This window comes from Streptomyces sp. NPDC046805, assembly GCF_040645355.1.
Lineage (GTDB): Bacteria > Actinomycetota > Actinomycetes > Streptomycetales > Streptomycetaceae > Streptomyces.
Window position 1 is genome coordinate 305,427 of the sequence record NZ_JBEYYC010000002.1, and the last position, 17,019, is coordinate 322,445.

General features: G+C 71.4%; 18 protein-coding genes. 9 read left to right on the forward strand and 9 right to left on the reverse strand.

All coding sequences use genetic code 11. From position 1 onward, the window contains the following. Positions 1-2 precede the first annotated feature (2 nt). The 4 genes from ABZ910_RS04155 (at position 3) to ABZ910_RS04170 (ending at position 4,453) form a co-directional block, all read left to right on the forward strand. The gene (locus ABZ910_RS04155) at positions 3-797 is read left to right on the forward strand and encodes a thiazole synthase (RefSeq protein WP_361358866.1); all 795 of its coding nucleotides are present in this window, start codon (positions 3-5) and stop codon (positions 795-797) included. A gap of 201 nt (positions 798-998) precedes the next feature. Continuing rightward, positions 999-2,933 carry a Stk1 family PASTA domain-containing Ser/Thr kinase gene (gene pknB, locus ABZ910_RS04160; protein WP_361358869.1) on the forward strand — a complete coding sequence of 645 codons (1,935 nt, stop codon included), beginning with the start codon at positions 999-1,001 and terminating at the stop codon, positions 2,931-2,933. Between the two features lie 53 nt (positions 2,934-2,986). Then, entirely contained in the window at positions 2,987-3,883 is an 897-nt protein-coding gene (locus ABZ910_RS04165) for a deoxyribonuclease IV (RefSeq protein ID WP_361358872.1), read from the forward strand. Positions 3,884-3,967: 84 nt separating this feature from the next. Continuing rightward, a complete protein-coding gene (locus ABZ910_RS04170; protein WP_361358875.1) occupies positions 3,968-4,453 on the forward strand; it encodes a DUF4396 domain-containing protein in 486 nt (161 codons plus the stop codon). 29 nt (positions 4,454-4,482) lie between these two features. On the opposite strand, the gene ABZ910_RS04175 is transcribed toward ABZ910_RS04170, so the two are convergent. Then, positions 4,483-5,124, reverse strand: a complete 642-nt coding sequence (locus ABZ910_RS04175) for a sulfite oxidase-like oxidoreductase (protein ID WP_361358878.1) — start codon at positions 5,122-5,124, stop codon at positions 4,483-4,485. 176 nt (positions 5,125-5,300) lie between these two features. Between ABZ910_RS04175 and bfr the strand changes: the two genes are divergently transcribed. Continuing rightward, positions 5,301-5,780: a bacterioferritin gene (gene bfr, locus ABZ910_RS04180; RefSeq protein ID WP_361358881.1), complete on the forward strand. Its 480-nt coding sequence runs from the start codon at positions 5,301-5,303 to the stop codon at positions 5,778-5,780. Between the two features lie 31 nt (positions 5,781-5,811). On the opposite strand, the gene ABZ910_RS04185 is transcribed toward bfr, so the two are convergent. Together ABZ910_RS04185 and ABZ910_RS04190 are read right to left on the reverse strand one after the other, a co-directional pair. Then, positions 5,812-6,054, reverse strand: a complete 243-nt coding sequence (locus ABZ910_RS04185; protein WP_361358883.1) for a (2Fe-2S)-binding protein — start codon at positions 6,052-6,054, stop codon at positions 5,812-5,814. Positions 6,055-6,212: 158 nt separating this feature from the next. Beyond that, the gene (locus tag ABZ910_RS04190; protein ID WP_361358886.1) at positions 6,213-7,565 is read right to left on the reverse strand and encodes a class II 3-deoxy-7-phosphoheptulonate synthase; all 1,353 of its coding nucleotides are present in this window, start codon (positions 7,563-7,565) and stop codon (positions 6,213-6,215) included. A 96-nt stretch (positions 7,566-7,661) separates the two neighbouring features. Between ABZ910_RS04190 and ABZ910_RS04195 the strand changes: the two genes are divergently transcribed. Beyond that, the gene (locus ABZ910_RS04195) at positions 7,662-7,718 is read left to right on the forward strand and encodes a trp operon leader peptide (RefSeq protein WP_361359103.1); all 57 of its coding nucleotides are present in this window, start codon (positions 7,662-7,664) and stop codon (positions 7,716-7,718) included. Between the two features lie 97 nt (positions 7,719-7,815). Next, complete coding sequence (locus tag ABZ910_RS04200; RefSeq protein WP_361358889.1) at positions 7,816-9,705, forward strand: anthranilate synthase family protein; 1,890 nt, start codon at positions 7,816-7,818, stop codon at positions 9,703-9,705. A 5-nt stretch (positions 9,706-9,710) separates the two neighbouring features. On the opposite strand, the gene ABZ910_RS04205 is transcribed toward ABZ910_RS04200, so the two are convergent. The 4 genes from ABZ910_RS04205 to ABZ910_RS04220 form a co-directional block, all read right to left on the reverse strand. Beyond that, positions 9,711-10,739, reverse strand: coding sequence for a 6-phosphofructokinase (locus ABZ910_RS04205; protein WP_361358892.1), 1,029 nt, complete (start codon positions 10,737-10,739; stop codon positions 9,711-9,713). A 119-nt stretch (positions 10,740-10,858) separates the two neighbouring features. Then, entirely contained in the window at positions 10,859-11,542 is a 684-nt protein-coding gene (locus ABZ910_RS04210; protein ID WP_361358895.1) for a response regulator transcription factor, read from the reverse strand. Continuing rightward, positions 11,539-12,765: a DUF5931 domain-containing protein gene (locus ABZ910_RS04215; RefSeq protein ID WP_361358898.1), complete on the reverse strand. Its 1,227-nt coding sequence runs from the start codon at positions 12,763-12,765 to the stop codon at positions 11,539-11,541. Before ABZ910_RS04215 ends, ABZ910_RS04210 begins: the two co-directional genes overlap by 4 nt. A 53-nt stretch (positions 12,766-12,818) precedes the next feature. After that, complete coding sequence (locus ABZ910_RS04220) at positions 12,819-13,538, reverse strand: lysophospholipid acyltransferase family protein (protein ID WP_361358901.1); 720 nt, start codon at positions 13,536-13,538, stop codon at positions 12,819-12,821. 196 nt (positions 13,539-13,734) lie between these two features. Here ABZ910_RS04220 and ABZ910_RS04225 point away from each other — a divergent pair, with 196 nt between their 5' ends. Then, entirely contained in the window at positions 13,735-14,526 is a 792-nt protein-coding gene (locus ABZ910_RS04225; RefSeq protein ID WP_361358904.1) for an alpha/beta fold hydrolase, read from the forward strand. Then, positions 14,519-15,136: a hypothetical protein gene (locus ABZ910_RS04230; protein WP_361358907.1), complete on the forward strand. Its 618-nt coding sequence runs from the start codon at positions 14,519-14,521 to the stop codon at positions 15,134-15,136. The genes ABZ910_RS04225 and ABZ910_RS04230 overlap by 8 nt, the downstream gene beginning before the upstream one ends. 4 nt (positions 15,137-15,140) lie before the next feature. On the opposite strand, the gene ABZ910_RS04235 is transcribed toward ABZ910_RS04230, so the two are convergent. Then, entirely contained in the window at positions 15,141-15,899 is a 759-nt protein-coding gene (locus ABZ910_RS04235; RefSeq protein ID WP_361358910.1) for an endonuclease/exonuclease/phosphatase family protein, read from the reverse strand. Between the two features lie 100 nt (positions 15,900-15,999). Further along, on the reverse strand, positions 16,000-16,953 hold the full coding sequence (locus ABZ910_RS04240; protein WP_361358913.1) for an ROK family glucokinase: 954 nt from the start codon (positions 16,951-16,953) through the stop codon (positions 16,000-16,002). Positions 16,954-17,019: the final 66 nt, after the last annotated feature.

Sequence of the window (17,019 nt, forward strand, 5' to 3'; positions counted from 1 at the left end):
CCATGGCCGACGACCCCTTCGTCCTCGGCGGTACGTCCTTCACGTCCCGCCTGATCATGGGGACCGGAGGTGCGCCCAGCCTCGATGTGCTGGAGCGGGCGCTGGTCGCCTCCGGCACCGAGCTGACGACCGTGGCGATGCGCCGGGTCGATCCCGGGGTGCACGGGTCCGTGCTGTCGGTGCTCCAGCGGCTCGGCATCCGCGTGCTGCCGAACACGGCGGGGTGCTTCACGGCGGGCGAGGCCGTGCTGACGGCCCGGCTGGCCCGGGAGGCGCTGGGGACCGACCTGGTCAAACTGGAGGTCATCGCCGACGAGCGGACCCTGCTGCCCGACCCGATCGAGCTGCTGGACGCGGCGGAGACGCTGGTCGACGACGGGTTCACGGTCCTGCCGTACACGAACGACGACCCCGTGCTGGCGCGGAAACTTCAGGACGTGGGCTGCGCGGCCGTCATGCCGCTCGGGTCACCGATCGGCTCCGGGCTCGGCATCCGCAACCCGCACAACTTCCAGCTGATCGTCGAGCACGCGCGCGTGCCCGTGATCCTGGACGCCGGAGCGGGCACGGCGTCGGACGTGGCGCTGGCGATGGAGCTCGGGTGTGCCGGTGTGATGCTCGCCTCGGCCGTGACGCGGGCGCAGGAGCCCGAGCTGATGGCCGGGGCGATGAGGCACGCGGTGGAGGCGGGACGGCTGGCCCGGCGTGCGGGGCGCATCCCCCGCAGGCACTTCGCCGAGGCGTCTTCTCCTGCGGAGGGCCTGGCGGTGCTCGATCCCGAGCGGCCTGCGTTCTGAGCGGGGTTGCAAAGCCGCCCCGGCCTCCCACCTGCGCACCACCCGTTCACCGCCGATCGGGACGGGGACCTTTCCCGTGGGGATTCATCGCCGTCGGCGGCTGCGGGCCTGTGCGAGTGACGCGTCACAAGTGCGCTGCAGGAACACCCTGATCCCGGTCTGGCCGGGCGTCGTGTCAGTCGCCCCTCGTAGACTCGCTGCGTGGATACGACCCTTCAGGACCCCCTCGTCGGCCAGATGCTCGACGGCCGCTATCGCGTCGACGCGCGGATCGCCGTCGGCGGGATGGCCACGGTCTATCGGGCCCTGGACACCCGTCTGGACCGCATACTCGCGCTCAAGGTGATGCATCCGGCGCTGGCCGCCGACGGCTCCTTCGTCGAGCGGTTCATCCGCGAGGCGAAGTCGGTGGCCCGGCTCGCGCACCCCAACGTCGTGCAGGTCTTCGACCAGGGCACCGACGGGTCGTACGTCTATCTCGCCATGGAGTACGTCGCCGGGTGCACCCTGCGTGACGTGCTGCGCGAGCGGGGAGCGCTGCGGCCCCGCGCCGCCCTGGACATCCTGGAGCCGGTGCTGGCCGCGCTCGGCGCCGCGCACCGGGCCGGTTTCGTGCACCGGGACATGAAGCCCGAGAACGTCCTCATAGGGGACGACGGGCGCGTCAAGGTCGCCGACTTCGGGCTCGTGCGGTCCGTGGACACGGTGACGAGCACCACGGGGGCCGTCCTCGGCACCGTCTCCTACCTCGCGCCCGAGCAGATCGAGCAGGGCACCGCCGACGCGCGCGTCGACGTGTACGCGTGCGGTGTCGTCCTCTACGAGATGCTGACCGGCGCCAAGCCGCACACCGGTGACTCCGCCGCCGCGGTGCTCTACAAACACCTCCACGAGGACGTCCCACCGCCCTCGGCCGCCGTACCGGGCATGCCGTACGGCCTGGACGCGCTGGTCGCCGCGGCCACCGCGCGCACCGCGGACCTGCGGCCGCACGACGCCGTGGCGCTGCTCGCCGATGCGCGTCAGGCGCGGGCGGACCTGAGCGACGAGCAGCTGGACGCCGTGCCTCCGCAAGCGATCACCGCGGAGCACGACAACGCCCGGGACCGTACGAGCGTGCTACCGCGCGCGCTGACCATCCCGCGGCTCCTGCCCGTCAACGAGGACGACGATCCGACGGCGGCCGTCGACCGGACCAGCCGGCTCGAGGTCCCGCCCGGCCCGCCCGCGCGGCGGCAGGGGCCGTCCCGGCCGAGGCGCGGGCTGGTCACGGCCATCGCCGCCGTGCTGCTCGTCTTCGGTGTCGGCACCGGCGTCTGGTACGTCAACTCGGGGCAGTTCACCAAGGTCCCGCCGCTGCTGGCGAAGACCGAGGCGCAGGCGCGGGCGGAGCTGCGGGATGACGGGCTCGGCGTCAAGCGGGTCCGGCACGCCTACAGCGACACGGTCAGGCGCGGCACGGTCATCAGCACCGACCCCCGGGCCGGCAGCCGGGTCCGCGGCAACGCCTCGGTGACGCTGACCGTCTCCGACGGCCCGGAGACCGTGCGGGTGCCCGACCTGCAGGGCTACCGGCTGGACAGGGCGAGGACGAAGCTCAAGGACGCCGGGCTGGAGCCGGGCATGGTCACCCGGCAGTTCAGCGACGACGTCGACAAGGGGATGGTGATCGGCACCGGCCCGGAGGCGGGCACCGAGCGGCACGCGGGCTCCGCGATCGCGCTCACCGTCAGCAAGGGCAGCCCGGTCGACGTGCCCGACGTCACCGGTGAGGACCTGGACAGCGCGAAGGGGGACCTGGCGGACGCCGGTCTCCGGGTGAGGATCGCCCCGCGGGAGGTCTCCTCCGAGTACGACAAGGGCGAGGTCGCCGAGCAGACCCCGGTCGGCGACGGCCAGGCGGCCGAGGGCGACACCGTGACGCTGACGCTGTCCAAGGGCCCCGAGATGGTCGACGTGCCGGACGTGGTCGGGGGGAGCGTCGACGACGCGAAGAGCAAGCTGGAGCGCGCCGGCTTCAAGGTCGGCGAGAGCCGCGGGCTGTTGGGCCTGTTCGGCGACACCGTGAAGAGGCAGTCGGTGGACGGCGGCGAGAAGGCGCCCAAGGGGGCGACGATCACGATCACCATCCGGTGAGCGGCGGGATCACGGCGTTCCTCGGGTCCCGCCCGGCATGACACCCTGAACGGGTGATACCTCAGCAGCCCGGCACCGCCGTCCCGCCCCGCCCCTTGCGCAACCCCGTCGGCGGTCACGTCCCCGTGGCCGGCGGACTGCACTGCGTGGGGCTGTCGTACGCCCGTGAGCTGAGGGCCGAGACCGTGCAGGTCTTCGTCGCCAATCCGCGCGGCTGGGCCACCCCGGCCGGGAACCCCCGGCAGGACGAGGCGTTCCGGGAGACCTGCGCGCGGGAGTCGATCCCGGCGTACGTGCACGCCCCCTATCTGATCAACTTCGGCTCGCACACCGAGGCGACCGTGGAGAAGTCGGTGGAGTCGCTGCGGCACTCGCTGCGGCGCGGGCGGGAGATCGGGGCGCTCGGCGTCGTCGTGCACACGGGCAGCGCGACCGGCGGGCGGGAGCGGGCGGTGGCCCTGAAGCAGGTACGGGAGCACCTGCTGCCGCTGCTGGACGAGCTCACCCATGACGACGACCCGTATCTGCTGCTGGAGTCCACGGCCGGACAGGGCGCCTCTCTGTGCTCGCGCACCTGGGACTTCGGGCCGTACTTCGAGGCGCTCGACGCCCACCCCAATCTGGGCGTGTGCCTGGACACCTGCCACATCTTCGCGGCCGGGCACGACCTGACCGGGCCGAGCGGCATGCACCGGACGCTCGACCTGCTGGTGGAGACGGTCGGCGAGGGCCGGCTGAAGCTGATCCACGCCAACGACTCCAAGGACGTGGTGGGCGCGCACAAGGACCGCCACGAGAACATCGGCGCAGGCCACATCGGCGAGGACCCGTTCCGCGCGCTGCTGACCCACCCCGCCACCGAGGGCGTACCGCTGATCATCGAGACGCCGGGTGGCAAGCAGGGGCACGCGGCGGACGTGGAGCGGCTGAAGAAGCTGCGGGACGGATGATCCGCAGGCCGAGCCTGGAATACCCCTGAGGGGTATACGGCTCCTACTCCCCACAGGAACCGTCACTCGGCTTTGGGGGCATCCATGACGCACGAGGCGCACGTCCGGGCACACGTCCACGACCACGCACCGGCGGCCACCTGGTCCATGGCGGCCCGGGCCACCCTGCACTGCCTCACCGGCTGTGCCATCGGTGAGGTGCTTGGCATGGTCATCGGTACGGCGCTCGGCTGGGGCAACCTGCCGACGACGATCGCGGCGATCGCGCTGGCGTTCTTCTTCGGTTACGCGCTCACCCTGCGCGGGGTGCTGCGGGCGGGCGTGGACTTCCGCACCGCCGTCCGCGTGGCGCTGGCCGCCGACACACTGTCCATCGCCGTGATGGAGCTGATCGACAACGGCGTGATCGCGCTCTGGCCGGGCGCGATGGAGGCGCAACTGGTCGACCTGCTCTTCTGGGCCACGCTGGCGATCTCCCTCGCGGCCGCCTTCGTCGTCACGACCCCCGTCAACAAGTGGACGATCGGCCGCGGCAAGGGCCACGCGGTGGTGCACCGGTACCACCGCTGACCGCCGGCAAGAGGACCAGGCGGGAGGCGTCAGAGCTCGGGGCCGTCCCCGGGCTCCTCCTGGTAGGAGTAGCGCTGCTGCTTCCAGGGGTCGCCGATGTTGTGGTAGCCGCGCTCCTCCCAGAAGCCGCGGCGGTCGGCGGTCATGTACTCGATGCCGCGGACCCACTTGGGGCCCTTCCAGGCGTACAGGTGAGGCACGATCAGGCGGACCGGGAAGCCGTGCTCGGCGGTGAGGAGTTCACCGTCCTTGTGGGTCGCGAAGATCGCGCGGTCGGAGGAGAAGTCCGACAGCCGGAGGTTCGCGCTGAAGCCGTACTCCGCCCAGACCATCACATGGGTGACGTCGGCGGCGGGCGGCGCGGCTTCCAGGATCTCGCTCGCCGGGACGCCACCCCATTCGGCCCCCAGCATGCTGAACTTCGTCACGCAGTGCAGATCGGCCACGACGCTGCTGTACGGCAGGGTCGTGAACTCGTCGTGGTTCCAGCAGCGCTTGTCGCCGTCGGCGGTGGCACCGAAGACCCTGAACTCCCAGCGTTCGGGCCGGAACTTGGGCACCGGGCCGTAGTGCATGACCGGCCAGCCGCGCTGAAGTCGCTGCCCCGGGGGGAGCTCGGACCGTACGCCCTCTCCGAATTCTCCAGATTCGCGCTCCGCCGGATGCCCCATGACTCCATCCTGACAGACCCGGAGCAGTGCACTTGACCAGGCATCCCCCTAATCGGACAACACGCGTGAAGTGTGGACTTACTTACTAAGTACGCACTTACTGGACGATCTTCGGCGCCGGTGCAATCATGCGGCGGCAACCTCCCCCATCCCCTCATGCGGAAGGAGCCTCTGCGATGCAGGGCGACCCCGAGGTCCTCGAATTCCTCAACGAGCAGCTCACCGGCGAGCTCACCGCGATCAACCAGTACTTCCTGCACGCGAAGATGCAGGAGAACTTCGGCTGGACGAAGCTCGCGAAGTACACGCGGCACGAGTCGTTCGACGAGATGAAGCACGCCGAGACGCTCACCGACCGGATCCTGTTCCTGGACGGCCTGCCGAACTACCAGCGGCTGTTCCATGTGCGGGTGGGGCAGACCGTCAAGGAGATGTTCGAGGCGGACCGGCAGATCGAGGTGGAGGCGATCGACCGGCTCACGCGCGGCGCCAAGGTGATGCGCGAGAAGGGCGACCTCACGTCCGCGAACATCTTCGAGGACATCCTCGCGGACGAGGAGCAGCACATCGACTACCTGGACACCCAGCTGGAACTGGTGGACAAGCTCGGCGAGGCGCTCTACATCGCGCAGGTCATCGAGCAGCCGGACAGCTGACGTCGGCAGTCGGGAACCGGGGAACCGGGAGCTAGGCGGCCTCGTCCAGGGCCTGGGCCCGCGAGAGCTCCGAGAGCACCGGCCCGCCCTGGTCGGCGAGCTCACGGCGGGGGCATGCGCCGCGACCGAGGAGCGCCTGGATACGGCGTACGCACGAACCGCAGTCCGTGCCGGCCTTGCAGGCGGAAGCTATCTGCCGAGGGGTGCAGGCGCCGTCCTCCGCATGCCTCTTGACCTGCTGCTCGGTGATGCCGAAGCAGCTGCAGACGTACACGCGGATTCACCTCCCGCCGGGATGGAAAGGTCACGCCACCCCGACTGATCGGTGAGGCAAACCTAACCTTACCCGCCGGGCAGGGCCCCGTAAAAGCGAGGTGGGGCGCGGATCGTGTGATCCGCGCCCCACCTCACGTCCGGGTCCTCACAGGACCGTCACTGGTCCCGGTACATCTCCGCGACGAGGAACGCCAGGTCCAGCGACTGGCTGCGGTTCAGCCGCGGGTCGCAGGCCGTCTCGTAGCGCTGGTGCAGGTCGTCGACGAAGATCTCGTCGCCGCCGCCCACGCACTCGGTGACGTCGTCGCCGGTGAGCTCCACGTGGATGCCGCCCGGGTGGGTACCCAGCGCCTTGTGGACCTCGAAGAAGCCCTTGACCTCGTCGAGCACGTCGTCGAAGCGGCGGGTCTTGTGGCCGGAGGCCGCCTCGAAGGTGTTGCCGTGCATCGGGTCCGTCACCCAGGCCACCGTCGCGCCGGACGACGTGACCTTCTCGACCAGCTCGGGGAGCTTGTCGCGGATCTTGTCGGCGCCCATGCGGACGATGAAGGTCAGCCGGCCCGGCTGCCGCTCGGGGTCGAGGCGCTCGATGTACTGCAGCGCCTCCTCGGCCGTGGTCGTCGGGCCGAGCTTGATGCCGATCGGGTTGCTGATCTTCGACGCGAACTCGATGTGCGCGCCGTCCAGCTGCCGGGTGCGCTCACCGATCCACACCATGTGGCCGGAGACGTCGTACAGCTTGCCGGTGCGGGAGTCGACCCGGGTCAGGGCGGTCTCGTAGTCCATCAGCAGCGCCTCGTGCGAGGCGTAGAACTCGACCGTCTTGAACTCCTCCGGCTCCGCGCCGCAGGCCCGCATGAAGTTCAGCGCGTTGTCGATCTCGCGGGCGAGCTGCTCGTAGCGCTGGCCCGACGGGGACGACTTCACGAAGTCCTGGTTCCAGGCGTGCACCTGGCGCAGGTCGGCGTAGCCGCCGGTGGTGAAGGCGCGCACCAGGTTCAGCGTGGAGGCGGAGGCGTGGTACATCCGCTTCAGCCGCTCGGGGTCCGGGATGCGGGCCGCTTCGGTGAAGTCGAAGCCGTTGACGGAGTCGCCCCGGTAGGTCGGGAGCGTCACGCCGTCACGGGTCTCGGTCGGCTTGGAGCGCGGCTTGGAGTACTGCCCCGCGATCCGCCCCACCTTCACGACGGGCACGGACGCGGCGTACGTCAGCACGGCGCCCATCTGGAGGAGGGTCTTGAGCTTGGCGCGGATCTGGTCGGCGCCGACGGCATCGAAGGACTCCGCGCAGTCGCCGCCCTGGAGGAGGAACGCCTCTCCCTTGGCGACGGCCGCCATACGAGCACGCAGCTGGTCGCACTCGCCGGCGAAGACGAGCGGCGGATACGACTCGAGGTCCGCGATCACTGCGCGCAGAGCCTCGGGGTCGGGGTACTCGGGCTGCTGCGCCGCGGGCAGGTCTCGCCAGGTGTTGCCAGCGGTGGCGCTGGTCTTAGCGTTCACGGTCACGACGTCAAGATTACGGGGTGATGTCGGTGCTTCCCGACCACGCCCAGCAAATGAGACACCGGATTCGCACTGCGGACATGCGATAGGGTGCTTCATATGTTCGCGCTTTCGACCCAGAACTGGTGGTGGACCGCTCCTTCCGCGGCCCACTGACTGCGCGTACCCAAGACTTCGCGAAGGCCGCCCGAGGGCGGCCTTCGGTGTTTCCGGGGCCGTCCGTCCACTCCGTCAGGAAAGAACACGGACCCCCATGAACCTCCTGGACCTGCTGCACGACCCCCGCCCCTTCGCCCTGCTGCGCCGCCGCACGCCCGGGCGCGACGAGAACACGGTGGAGGTGCTCGTCGGGCCGGTGAGCACGTACGACCGCCTCGCCGAGCTGCCCGACGAGGGCCTGGCGCTCGTCCCGTTCCGGCAGATCCGGGAGCGCGGCTTCGACGTCCGCGACGACGGGACCCCGCTGGCGGTGCTGACGCCCGAGGAGTCGCATGAGATCCCGCTCGCCGAGGCGCTGGCGCAGCTCCCGGAGCACGCCGTGCGGGTCGACGGCGGGGGCTTCGACGTGGGCGACGAGGAGTACGCCGGGATCGTCGGGCGGGTGCTGCGCGAGGAGATCGGGCGGGGCGAGGGCGCGAACTTCGTGATCCGGCGGACGTACGAGGGCGAGGTCCCCGGGTTCGGGCGCGCCGACGCCCTGAGCCTCTTCCGGCGGCTGCTGGAGGGCGAGCGTGGGGCGTACTGGACCTTCGTCGTGCACACCGGGGACCGGACCCTGGTCGGGGCCAGCCCCGAGGTGCATGTGCGGATGTCGGGCGGGACGGTCGTCATGAACCCGATCAGCGGGACGTACCGCTACCCGGTCGGCGGCCCGACGCCCGAGCATCTGCTGGAGTTCCTCGCCGACGGCAAGGAGATCGAGGAGCTGTCGATGGTCGTCGACGAGGAGCTCAAGATGATGTGCACCGTCGGCGACCGCGGCGGGGTGGTCGTCGGCCCGCGCCTGAAGGAGATGGCGCACCTCGCGCACACCGAGTACGAGCTGCGCGGCAAGTCCTCCCTGGACGTGCGGGAGGTCCTGAAGGAGACCATGTTCGCCGCCACCGTCACCGGCTCGCCGGTGCAGAACGCCTGCCGGGTGATCGAGCGGCACGAGGCCGGCGGCCGCGGCTACTACGCCGGCGCGCTGGCCCTCCTCGGCCGCGATTCCGGCGGCGCCCAGACCCTGGACTCCCCCATCCTCATCCGCACCGCCGACATCGACGCGGCGGGACGGCTGCGGGTCTCCGTGGGCGCGACGCTCGTACGGGGCTCGGACCCGGCGAGCGAGGTGGCGGAGACCCACGCCAAGGCGGCGGGCGTGCTGGCGGCGCTCGGCGTACGGCCGTCCCGGCCGCGCGAGGAGCGGGCGCGGCCCCGGCTCGCCGACGACCCGCGGGTGCGGGCGGCGCTGGACGGGCGGCGGGCCTCGCTGGCGCCGTTCTGGCTGCGGATGCAGGAGCCCGCGGACGGCCTCGACGGCCATGCGCTGGTCGTGGACGCGGAGGACACCTTCACGGCGATGCTCGCGCACATGCTGCGCTCGGGCGGCCTCGACGTCACCGTCCGGCGCTACGACGAGCCCGGCCTGCGGGACGCGGTCCTCGCCCATGAGGGACCGGTCGTCCTGGGCCCCGGCCCGGGTGACCCCTCCGACCTGGCCGACCCCAAGATGCGGTTCCTGCGGGACCTGACGGCGGAGGTGATCGGGACGCACCGGCACGGTGTGCTCGGCGTGTGCCTCGGGCACGAGCTGATCGCGGCCGAGCTGGGGCTGGAGATCGTACGGAAGGAAGTGCCGTACCAGGGAGCGCAGACCACGCTCGACCTGTTCGGGCGGACCGAGACCGTCGGCTTCTACAACAGCTTCACGGCCCGGTGCGACGACGAGGCCCTCGCCGAACTGGCGGCGCACGGGGTCGAGGTGAGCCGTGCGGACAACGGCGAGGTCCACGCCCTGAAGGGACCCGGCTTCGCCGGCATCCAGTTCCACCCGGAGTCGATCCTGACGCTGAACGGGGCCGCGATCGTCCGGGAGTTGACGGGCGCGCTGCGCGACACCGGTGCGGTGCCGCGCAACTCGGCCGTGACGTACGGGGGTTGAGAGGATCAGCCGAAGAAGACGCCGACCTCGTCGTACAGCTTCGGGTCCACCGTCTTCAGCCTGGCCGTGGCCTCGGAGATCGGGACGCGGACGATGTCGGTGCTGCGCAGGGCGACCATCTTGCCGAAGTCGCCGTCGCGGACCGCGTCGATGGCGTGCAGGCCGAAGCGGGTGGCGAGCCAGCGGTCGAAGGCGCTCGGGGTGCCGCCGCGCTGGACATGTCCGAGGACCGTGGTGCGGGCCTCCTTGCCGGTCCGCCGCTCGATCTCCGCGGCCAGCCAGTCGCCGACACCCGACAGGCGCACATGCCCGAAGGAGTCCCGTGACGCGTCCTTCAGCACCATGTCGCCGTCCTTCGGCATGGCGCCCTCGGCGACGACCACGATCGGGGCGTACGACGCCTTGAAGCGGGAGGTCACCCAGGCGCACACCTGCTCGATGTCGAAGCGGTGCTCGGGGATGAGGATGACGTTGGCGCCGCCGGCGAGTCCGGAGTGGAGGGCGATCCAGCCGGCGTGCCGGCCCATCACCTCGACGACCAGGACCCGCATGTGGGACTCGGCGGTGGTGTGCAGTCGGTCGATGGCCTCCGTGGCGATGCCGACCGCGGTATCGAAACCGAAGGTGTAGTCGGTGGCCGAGAGGTCGTTGTCGATGGTCTTGGGCACGCCGACGACGGGCATGCCGTACTCGTCGGACAGCCGCGCGGCCACGCCCAGGGTGTCCTCGCCGCCGATCGCGATGAGCGCGTCGACCTCCTGCTTGGCGAGGTTGTCCTTGATGCGGCGGATGCCGCCCTCCAGCTTCAGCGGATTGGTGCGCGAGGAGCCGAGGATGGTGCCGCCGCGGGGGAGGATGCCGCGCACGGCGGGGATGTCGAGGCGGACGGTGTCGCCTTCGAGGGGGCCGCGCCAGCCGTCCCGGTAGCCGACGAAGTCGTAGCCGTACTCCTGCACGCCCTTGCGGACGACGCCCCGGATGACGGCGTTGAGCCCGGGGCAGTCGCCGCCTCCGGTCAGTACTCCGACCCGCATGGATATGTCCCTTCACCGCGGTTGCCTGCCGACGGCCACGCTAATGGTGACACAGGTCACTCAGGGATGACCGGGGAGGGCAATTCCGGTGAATTGTCGAGCGGTTGGTTGACGTCCTCTCACCCCTCGTCGAGCCCGCGCTCTATGGCGTAGCGCACCAGCTCCACCCGGTTGTGCAACTGGAGCTTGCCGAGGGTGTTCTGGACGTGGTTCTGGACCGTCCGGTGGGAGATGACGAGGCGTTCGGCTATCTGCTTGTAGCTCAGGCCCTTGGCGACCAGGCGCAGCACCTCGGTCTCGCGGTCGGTCAGCCGCGGCGCCTTCGGTTCGTCGGCGTCCGGGACGGCCGCGGGCTCGGCGGCCAGCCGCCGGTACTCGCCGAGGACCAGACCGGCGAGGCCGGGCGTGAACACCGGGTCGCCCACCGCGGTACGGCGCACCGCGTCCAACAGCTCTTCGGTGGAAGCCGACTTGAGCAGATAGCCCGTGGCGCCCGACTTCACGGCCTCCAGTACGTCGGCGTGCTCGCCGCTCGCCGACAGCACCAGGACGCGCAGCGCCGGGAGGGCTCCGACCAGCTCCTTGCAGACCTGGACGCCGGGCTTGGCGGGCAGGTTCAGGTCGAGCACCAGGACGTCCGGCGCGGCGGCCAGGGCGCGGCGCACCGCCTGCTCGCCGTCACCGGCGGTGGCGACCACCTCCAAGCCGGACTCGGCCAGATCCCGGGCGACCGCGTCGCGCCACATGGGGTGGTCGTCGACCACCATGACCCTGATCGTGGCCTGTCCCTGCTGCCGCGTCATCGCCTCTCCGCCTTCCCCCGTGCCGTGCCGGCGTTCTTCGGTATCTTCAGTTCGACTTCCGTGCCCTGGCCGGGCACCGACAACAGCTCGGCGCTGCCGCCCAGTTCGCGCAGCCGCCCCCGGATCGACAGGGCCACCCCGAGCCGCCCCTCGCCCTCGGCCTGCGCGAGCCGGCCCTCCGGGATGCCGGGGCCGTCGTCCCGCACGGTCACGACGACCTTCCCGGGCTCGTCCTCGATCAGGATCCAGGCGCGGGCGCCCTCCCCCGCGTGCCGGCGGACGTTGTCCAGGGCGGCGCCCACGGCCGCGGCCAGCTCCTTCGCGGCGCGGGGCGGCAGCGGCACCGGGGCGCCGGGCTCGGCGAGGGCGACGCGGGCTCCGGCGTACGGGGCGAGCAGCGTGCGCAGGTCGACGGGCGCGGTGGGGTCGGCCGGCTCCTCCACGGCCTCTACGACCGCCCCTTCGGCCGCGTCACGTGAGACCCGGGAGACCGGCACCAGTCCGCCGGAGACCAGCGTGCGCAGCGCCACTTCCTGCTCGCCGGCCATCTGTCCCAGCTCGGCCGCCTCCCCACCGATCACCGCTCCCCGGCGCTGCACCATCGCCAGCACCTGGAGCACGCCGTCGTGGATGTCCCGGGCGAGCCGCTCCCGCTCCCGCGTCGCGGCCTCGATCTCCAGGGCGCGGGCGAGGGTGCGCTCGGAGGCGCGGGCGACCTCGACGACGTACCCGAGGGCGATGGAGGCGATGCAGACGAGGATGACGTTGTGCACGGTGTCGCGGGCCGGGGCGCCCCGCTCGATCAGGTTGGCGCAGGCCACGGCCGTCGAGGCGAACGCCGCCCAGCGCCAGCCGCCCTTGAGGGCGAAGGCCAGCACGGAGCCGGCGGTCCATATCGACGGCAGGGTCGGGCCGCCGTCGAGGATGTGGTCGTGGGTGTCGGCGAAGGGGGTGAGGAGTATGCCGGCGAGCGCGATCGTCAGGTCGGCGGCGAGGAACCGCTTGGTGCAGCTCACGGCGCCCGCCACCTTGGGCAGGGTGGCCAGCGTCCACAGGAGCAGGAACGAGAAGTAGGCGACGGCCAGCCAGGGGCGGACGAAGTGGTCGTGCCCGCTGACGGCCAGGCCGATGGCGTACAGCACCGTGAGGACGCGGTAGGCGGCGAGCGCGCGCCACAGCGGCTGCTCGACCGACATCGTCATGACCCGCTCGCGCTTGGGCATGTTCCCCCACCTTTTTGCTTGTCCGCCCCCGGCCCCCGGCCCGAACTCCGCCTTTAGGCCTCCGACTTCTTCTTTCCCGCCCTCTCGGCCTTCTGCGCCTTCGCCGCCTCCGCGATCTGCCGCTTGGCGGCGGTCGCGTACATGTCGACGTACTCCTGGCCGGAGAGCTTCATGATCTCGTACATGACCTCGTCGGTCACCGCGCGCAGCACGAAGCGGTCGTGCTCCATGCCCCGGTAGCGGCTGAAGTCCAGCGGCCGGCCGATCCGGATACCCGGCCGCATCAGCTTCGGGACGACCTGGCCGGGCGGCTGGATCTTCTCGGTGTCGATCATCGCGACCGGGATGACCGGCGCGCCCGTGGCGAGCGCCACGCGTGCGAGACCGCCGGGCTTGCCCCGGTAGAGGCGGCCGTCGGGCGAGCGCGTGCCCTCCGGGTAGATGCCGAACAGCTCGCCGCGCTCGATCACCTCGATGCCGCTCCTGATGGCGGCCTCGCCCGCACCGCGCGCGCCCGAGCGGTCCACCGGGAGCTGGCCGACGCCCTTGAAGAACGCCGCCGTCAGCCGGCCCTTCACGCCGGGCGTGGTGAAGTACTCGGCCTTCGCGATGAAGGTGACCTTGCGGTCGAGCATCACGGGCAGGAAGAACGAGTCCGAGAAGGACAGGTGATTGCTCGCCAGAATGGCGGGGCCCTCGGCAGGAATGTTCTCCGCGCCTTCCACCCAGGGTCTGAAAGCGACCTTCAGCGGCACCCCGATGGCGACCTTCATCGCGCCGTACAACAACCCACTGCCTCCCGTGTCCGTCGCTCAGACCTTAACCCGGAGCGCCGTGAAAGGACCCGACGACCCTGGTCGGTGTCAGTGCGGTCGCGTACGGTGAAGGGCACCTGGAGTCGTACACATCGTGCACGCCGCTCACGTCGTGCCCGTCGATCACGTCCTTCTCACGAACAGGAGAACCGAGGTGCCGGTTCTGCCCGGAGCCGAGCCGTACCGCCGCGACGGCGGCACAGAGGTCGGGGTCCTCCTCTGCCACGGCTTCACCGGCTCGCCCCAGTCGCTGCGCCCGTGGGCGGAGCACCACGCCGCGCACGGCCTGACCGTGTCGCTTCCGCTGCTGCCCGGACACGGCACGCGCTGGGAGGACATGCAGCTCACGGGCTGGCAGGACTGGTACGCGGAGGTGGACCGCGCGCTGCACGCCCTGCGCGAGCGCTGCACGCGGGTGTTCGTGGCGGGCCTGTCGATGGGCGGTGCGCTGGCCCTGCGGCTGGCGGCCCGGCACGGGGACGCGGTCGCCGGAGCCGTGGTCGTCAACCCGGCGAACAAGGTGCACGGCCTGTCCGCGTACGCCCTTCCGGTGGCCCGGCACCTGGTGCGGACGACGAAGGGCATCGCCAGCGACATCGCGCTGGAGGGCGCCGCGGAGCTCGGCTACGACCGGGTGCCGCTGCACGCGGCCCACTCCCTGCGCACGTACTTCCGCCTGCTGGACCGGGAGCTTCCGCAGGTCACCCAGCCGCTGCTGCTCCTGCGCAGCGCACAGGACCACGTGGTGCCGGCGGCCGACTCGGCCCGCGTCCTGGGCCGGGTGTCCTCGACGGACGTGACGGAGGTCGTGCTGGAACAGAGTTACCACGTGGCGACGTTGGACCACGACGCGGACCGGATCTTCGAGGAGAGCCTCGCCTTCATCGGCCGGCTCGCACCCAGTGTCGGCAAGCACGGCAAGGAAGGGACGGCCGCAGTTGGCTGAGCACGACTCCGACCGCGAGGGCCGCGAGCCGGACGAGAGGGGCGTGCCCTTCGACGAGGAGGCCGCCTGGGCGGCGATCGTCGCGGGGTACGGCGACGAGCCGCCGGACCCGCCGGGCGCCCAGCCGTTCCGGCCGGTCCAGGATCTCGCGCTGCCCGACACGGACATGGACATGGACACGGACGGCAACACCGACGCCGGGAACGCCGACGGCAGCAGCGACGGCGACAGGGACGAGAACGGCAAGGAGCGGCCCCGGTCCGCGGGGCCGCCGGGCAGCTCCGTGTCCTTCGCGCCCGGGATAGGCCCGCGCGACTACACGTCGCCCGAGTCGTCGGACGACGACTTCGACGAGGACGACGAGGGGCACTTCGTGCCGCCCGAGCCGCCGCCGCTGCCCACGGCCGACACGACGGCCAAGTTCGCCTGGCTCGGTGTGGTCGGCGGCCCGGTCCTGCTGCTGCTCGCGGTGCTGCTCGACTGGGACATGACCTGGTGGCTGGCGACGCTCGGCATCGGCGGTTTCCTGGGCGGCTTCGTCACGCTGGTGACGCGGATGCGCACGGACGACGACGAGGACGACGATCCGGGACGCGGGGCCGTGGTGTGAGCGGTTAGGCAACCGGGATTCTGAGGGCGGCCAGGACCGGGAGGTGGTCCGTGGCCGCCCTCAGGTCTGCGTCCGTGACGCCCGGAAGACCGGCCGGTACCCCGCAGCCCAGCACCTCGATGCCCTTCGTCGCGAAGATCGCGTCGATGCGCTGATGGGGGTCGGTGGGCGTCGAGGTGTACTCGCCCCCCCAGGGTGCGGCGGCCCGGCAGTCCCGCAGTCCGTCGGCCAGCCGCCGGAAGGTGCGGCCGCCGGGGCGCTCGTTGAGGTCGCCGCCCGCGACCGCGTGCTCCACGCCCATCCCGGCCAGCCGGTCCAGCAGCATGCCGCCCTGCTCGTACCGCTCGTCCTTCTGCAGGCTCAAGTGGCAGCTGAGCACACCGAGCCGGGTGCCGCCGAACCGTACGACGGCCGTGGCGAAGCCGCGCCGGTGCAGGCCCGGGGTGAAGGGGAGAAGCACGTCCTCGGTGCGCTCGACGGTCGCCCGGAGGCTGCAGAGGATCGCCGGTCCCGCGGCGGTGGCGCCCCCGGAGAGGACCACCTGACCGGACGCCCCCGCGAGCCGGGCCAGCTTCTTGCGCCAGCGGAAGAAGCGGGGGGCCTCCTGGACGAGGACCAGGTCGGGGGCGCAGGCGGAGATCACGCGGGCGAGGGCGGCCGTGTCGTCGCGCATCGAGCGGATGTTGTAGCTGAGGACGCGGACGACGGCGGAACCGTCGGGGTCCGTGCGGGAGTTGGGCAGCGGCGGGAGCGTGGACGGCATGTGGGTCAATGTACGCGGCCACGTCCTGTACGAGGCCCGGATACGGCGGCGCCCACCGTCCCCGTACGGGAATCGGCGGGCGTCGGATGGACGAGGCGCGTCACATGATCGGGTCGGGCTCCCGGGCCAGGTCCGCCGCGCCCACCAGGCCGGCCTTGTTGCCCAGCTGGGCCGCGATCACCTCGGCGACCGGGCGCCAGTTGCCGCCGACCAACCAGCGCTTGTACGACTTGCGGATCGGGTCGAGCACCAGCTCGCCCTCGTCGGAGAGGCCGCCGCCGACGATGAAGGCGGACGGGTCGAAGAGGGAGGCCAGGTCGGCGAGGCCGGCGCCGGCCCAGCGGGCCAGCTCGCGGTAGGAGTCGACGGCGACCGGGTCGCCCTGGCGGGCGGCCATGGAGATGTGCTTGCCCTCGATGCCCTCGGGGGTGCCGTCGCCGAGGCCGAGCAGGACCTCGGCGTTCTCGGGGGTGGCGTTGGCGCGCTGCTTGGCGTAGCGGACCAGGGCGCGGCCGGAGGCGTACTGCTCCCAGCAGCCCTGCGAACCACAGCCGCACATCAGGCCGTCCGGGACCATCCGGATGTGGCCGAACTCGGCGGCCACGCCGAAGTGGCCGCGGCGCAGCTTGTTGCCGATGATGATGCCGCCGCCCAGGCCGGTGCCGAGCGTGATGCAGATGACGTTGCGGTGGCCCTTGCCCGCGCCGAACTTGTACTCGCCCCACGCGGCCGCGTTGGCGTCGTTCTCCACGACGACCGGCAGCGCCACACGGGCCTCGACCTTCTCCTTCAGCGGCTCCTGGCGCCAGTCGATGTTGGGCGCGAAGTAGACGGTGGAGCGCTGCCGGTTCACGTAGCCGGCCGCACCGATGCCCACGCCGACGATGTCGTGTCCGCCGCGCGCACCCTCCACCGCCGAGGCGATGGCGTCCACGATGGCCTCGGGCGTGGTGGGGGTCGGCACCTTGAAGGTCGAGAGGATGTTGCCTTCCTCATCGACCACCCCGGCCGCGATCTTCGTGCCGCCGATGTCGACGCCGATGGTGAGTCCCATGAATCCCTCAGTTTCGGTCGAGCCCCGCTAGGGCCAACCGTACCCGAGGCCCTGCCGTGGGCTTCC

Excerpts from the sequence above, each read along its gene's own strand:
- ABZ910_RS04175 (WP_361358878.1), bottom strand. The coding sequence starts at position 5,124 with ATGGGGCATCCGGCGGAGCGCGAATCTGGAGAATTCGGAGAGGGCGTA.
- bfr (WP_361358881.1), top strand. The coding sequence starts at position 5,301 with ATGCAGGGCGACCCCGAGGTCCTCGAATTCCTCAACGAGCAGCTCACC.
- ABZ910_RS04235 (WP_361358910.1), bottom strand. The coding sequence starts at position 15,899 with ATGCCGTCCACGCTCCCGCCGCTGCCCAACTCCCGCACGGACCCCGAC.
- ABZ910_RS04215 (WP_361358898.1), bottom strand. The coding sequence starts at position 12,765 with ATGCCCAAGCGCGAGCGGGTCATGACGATGTCGGTCGAGCAGCCGCTG.
- ABZ910_RS04170 (WP_361358875.1), top strand. The coding sequence starts at position 3,968 with ATGACGCACGAGGCGCACGTCCGGGCACACGTCCACGACCACGCACCG.
- ABZ910_RS04220 (WP_361358901.1), bottom strand. The coding sequence starts at position 13,538 with ATGAAGGTCGCCATCGGGGTGCCGCTGAAGGTCGCTTTCAGACCCTGG.
- ABZ910_RS04240 (WP_361358913.1), bottom strand. The coding sequence starts at position 16,953 with ATGGGACTCACCATCGGCGTCGACATCGGCGGCACGAAGATCGCGGCC.
- ABZ910_RS04210 (WP_361358895.1), bottom strand. The coding sequence starts at position 11,542 with ATGACGCGGCAGCAGGGACAGGCCACGATCAGGGTCATGGTGGTCGAC.
- ABZ910_RS04205 (WP_361358892.1), bottom strand. The coding sequence starts at position 10,739 with ATGCGGGTCGGAGTACTGACCGGAGGCGGCGACTGCCCCGGGCTCAAC.
- ABZ910_RS04155 (WP_361358866.1), top strand. The coding sequence starts at position 3 with ATGGCCGACGACCCCTTCGTCCTCGGCGGTACGTCCTTCACGTCCCGC.
- ABZ910_RS04200 (WP_361358889.1), top strand. The coding sequence starts at position 7,816 with ATGAACCTCCTGGACCTGCTGCACGACCCCCGCCCCTTCGCCCTGCTG.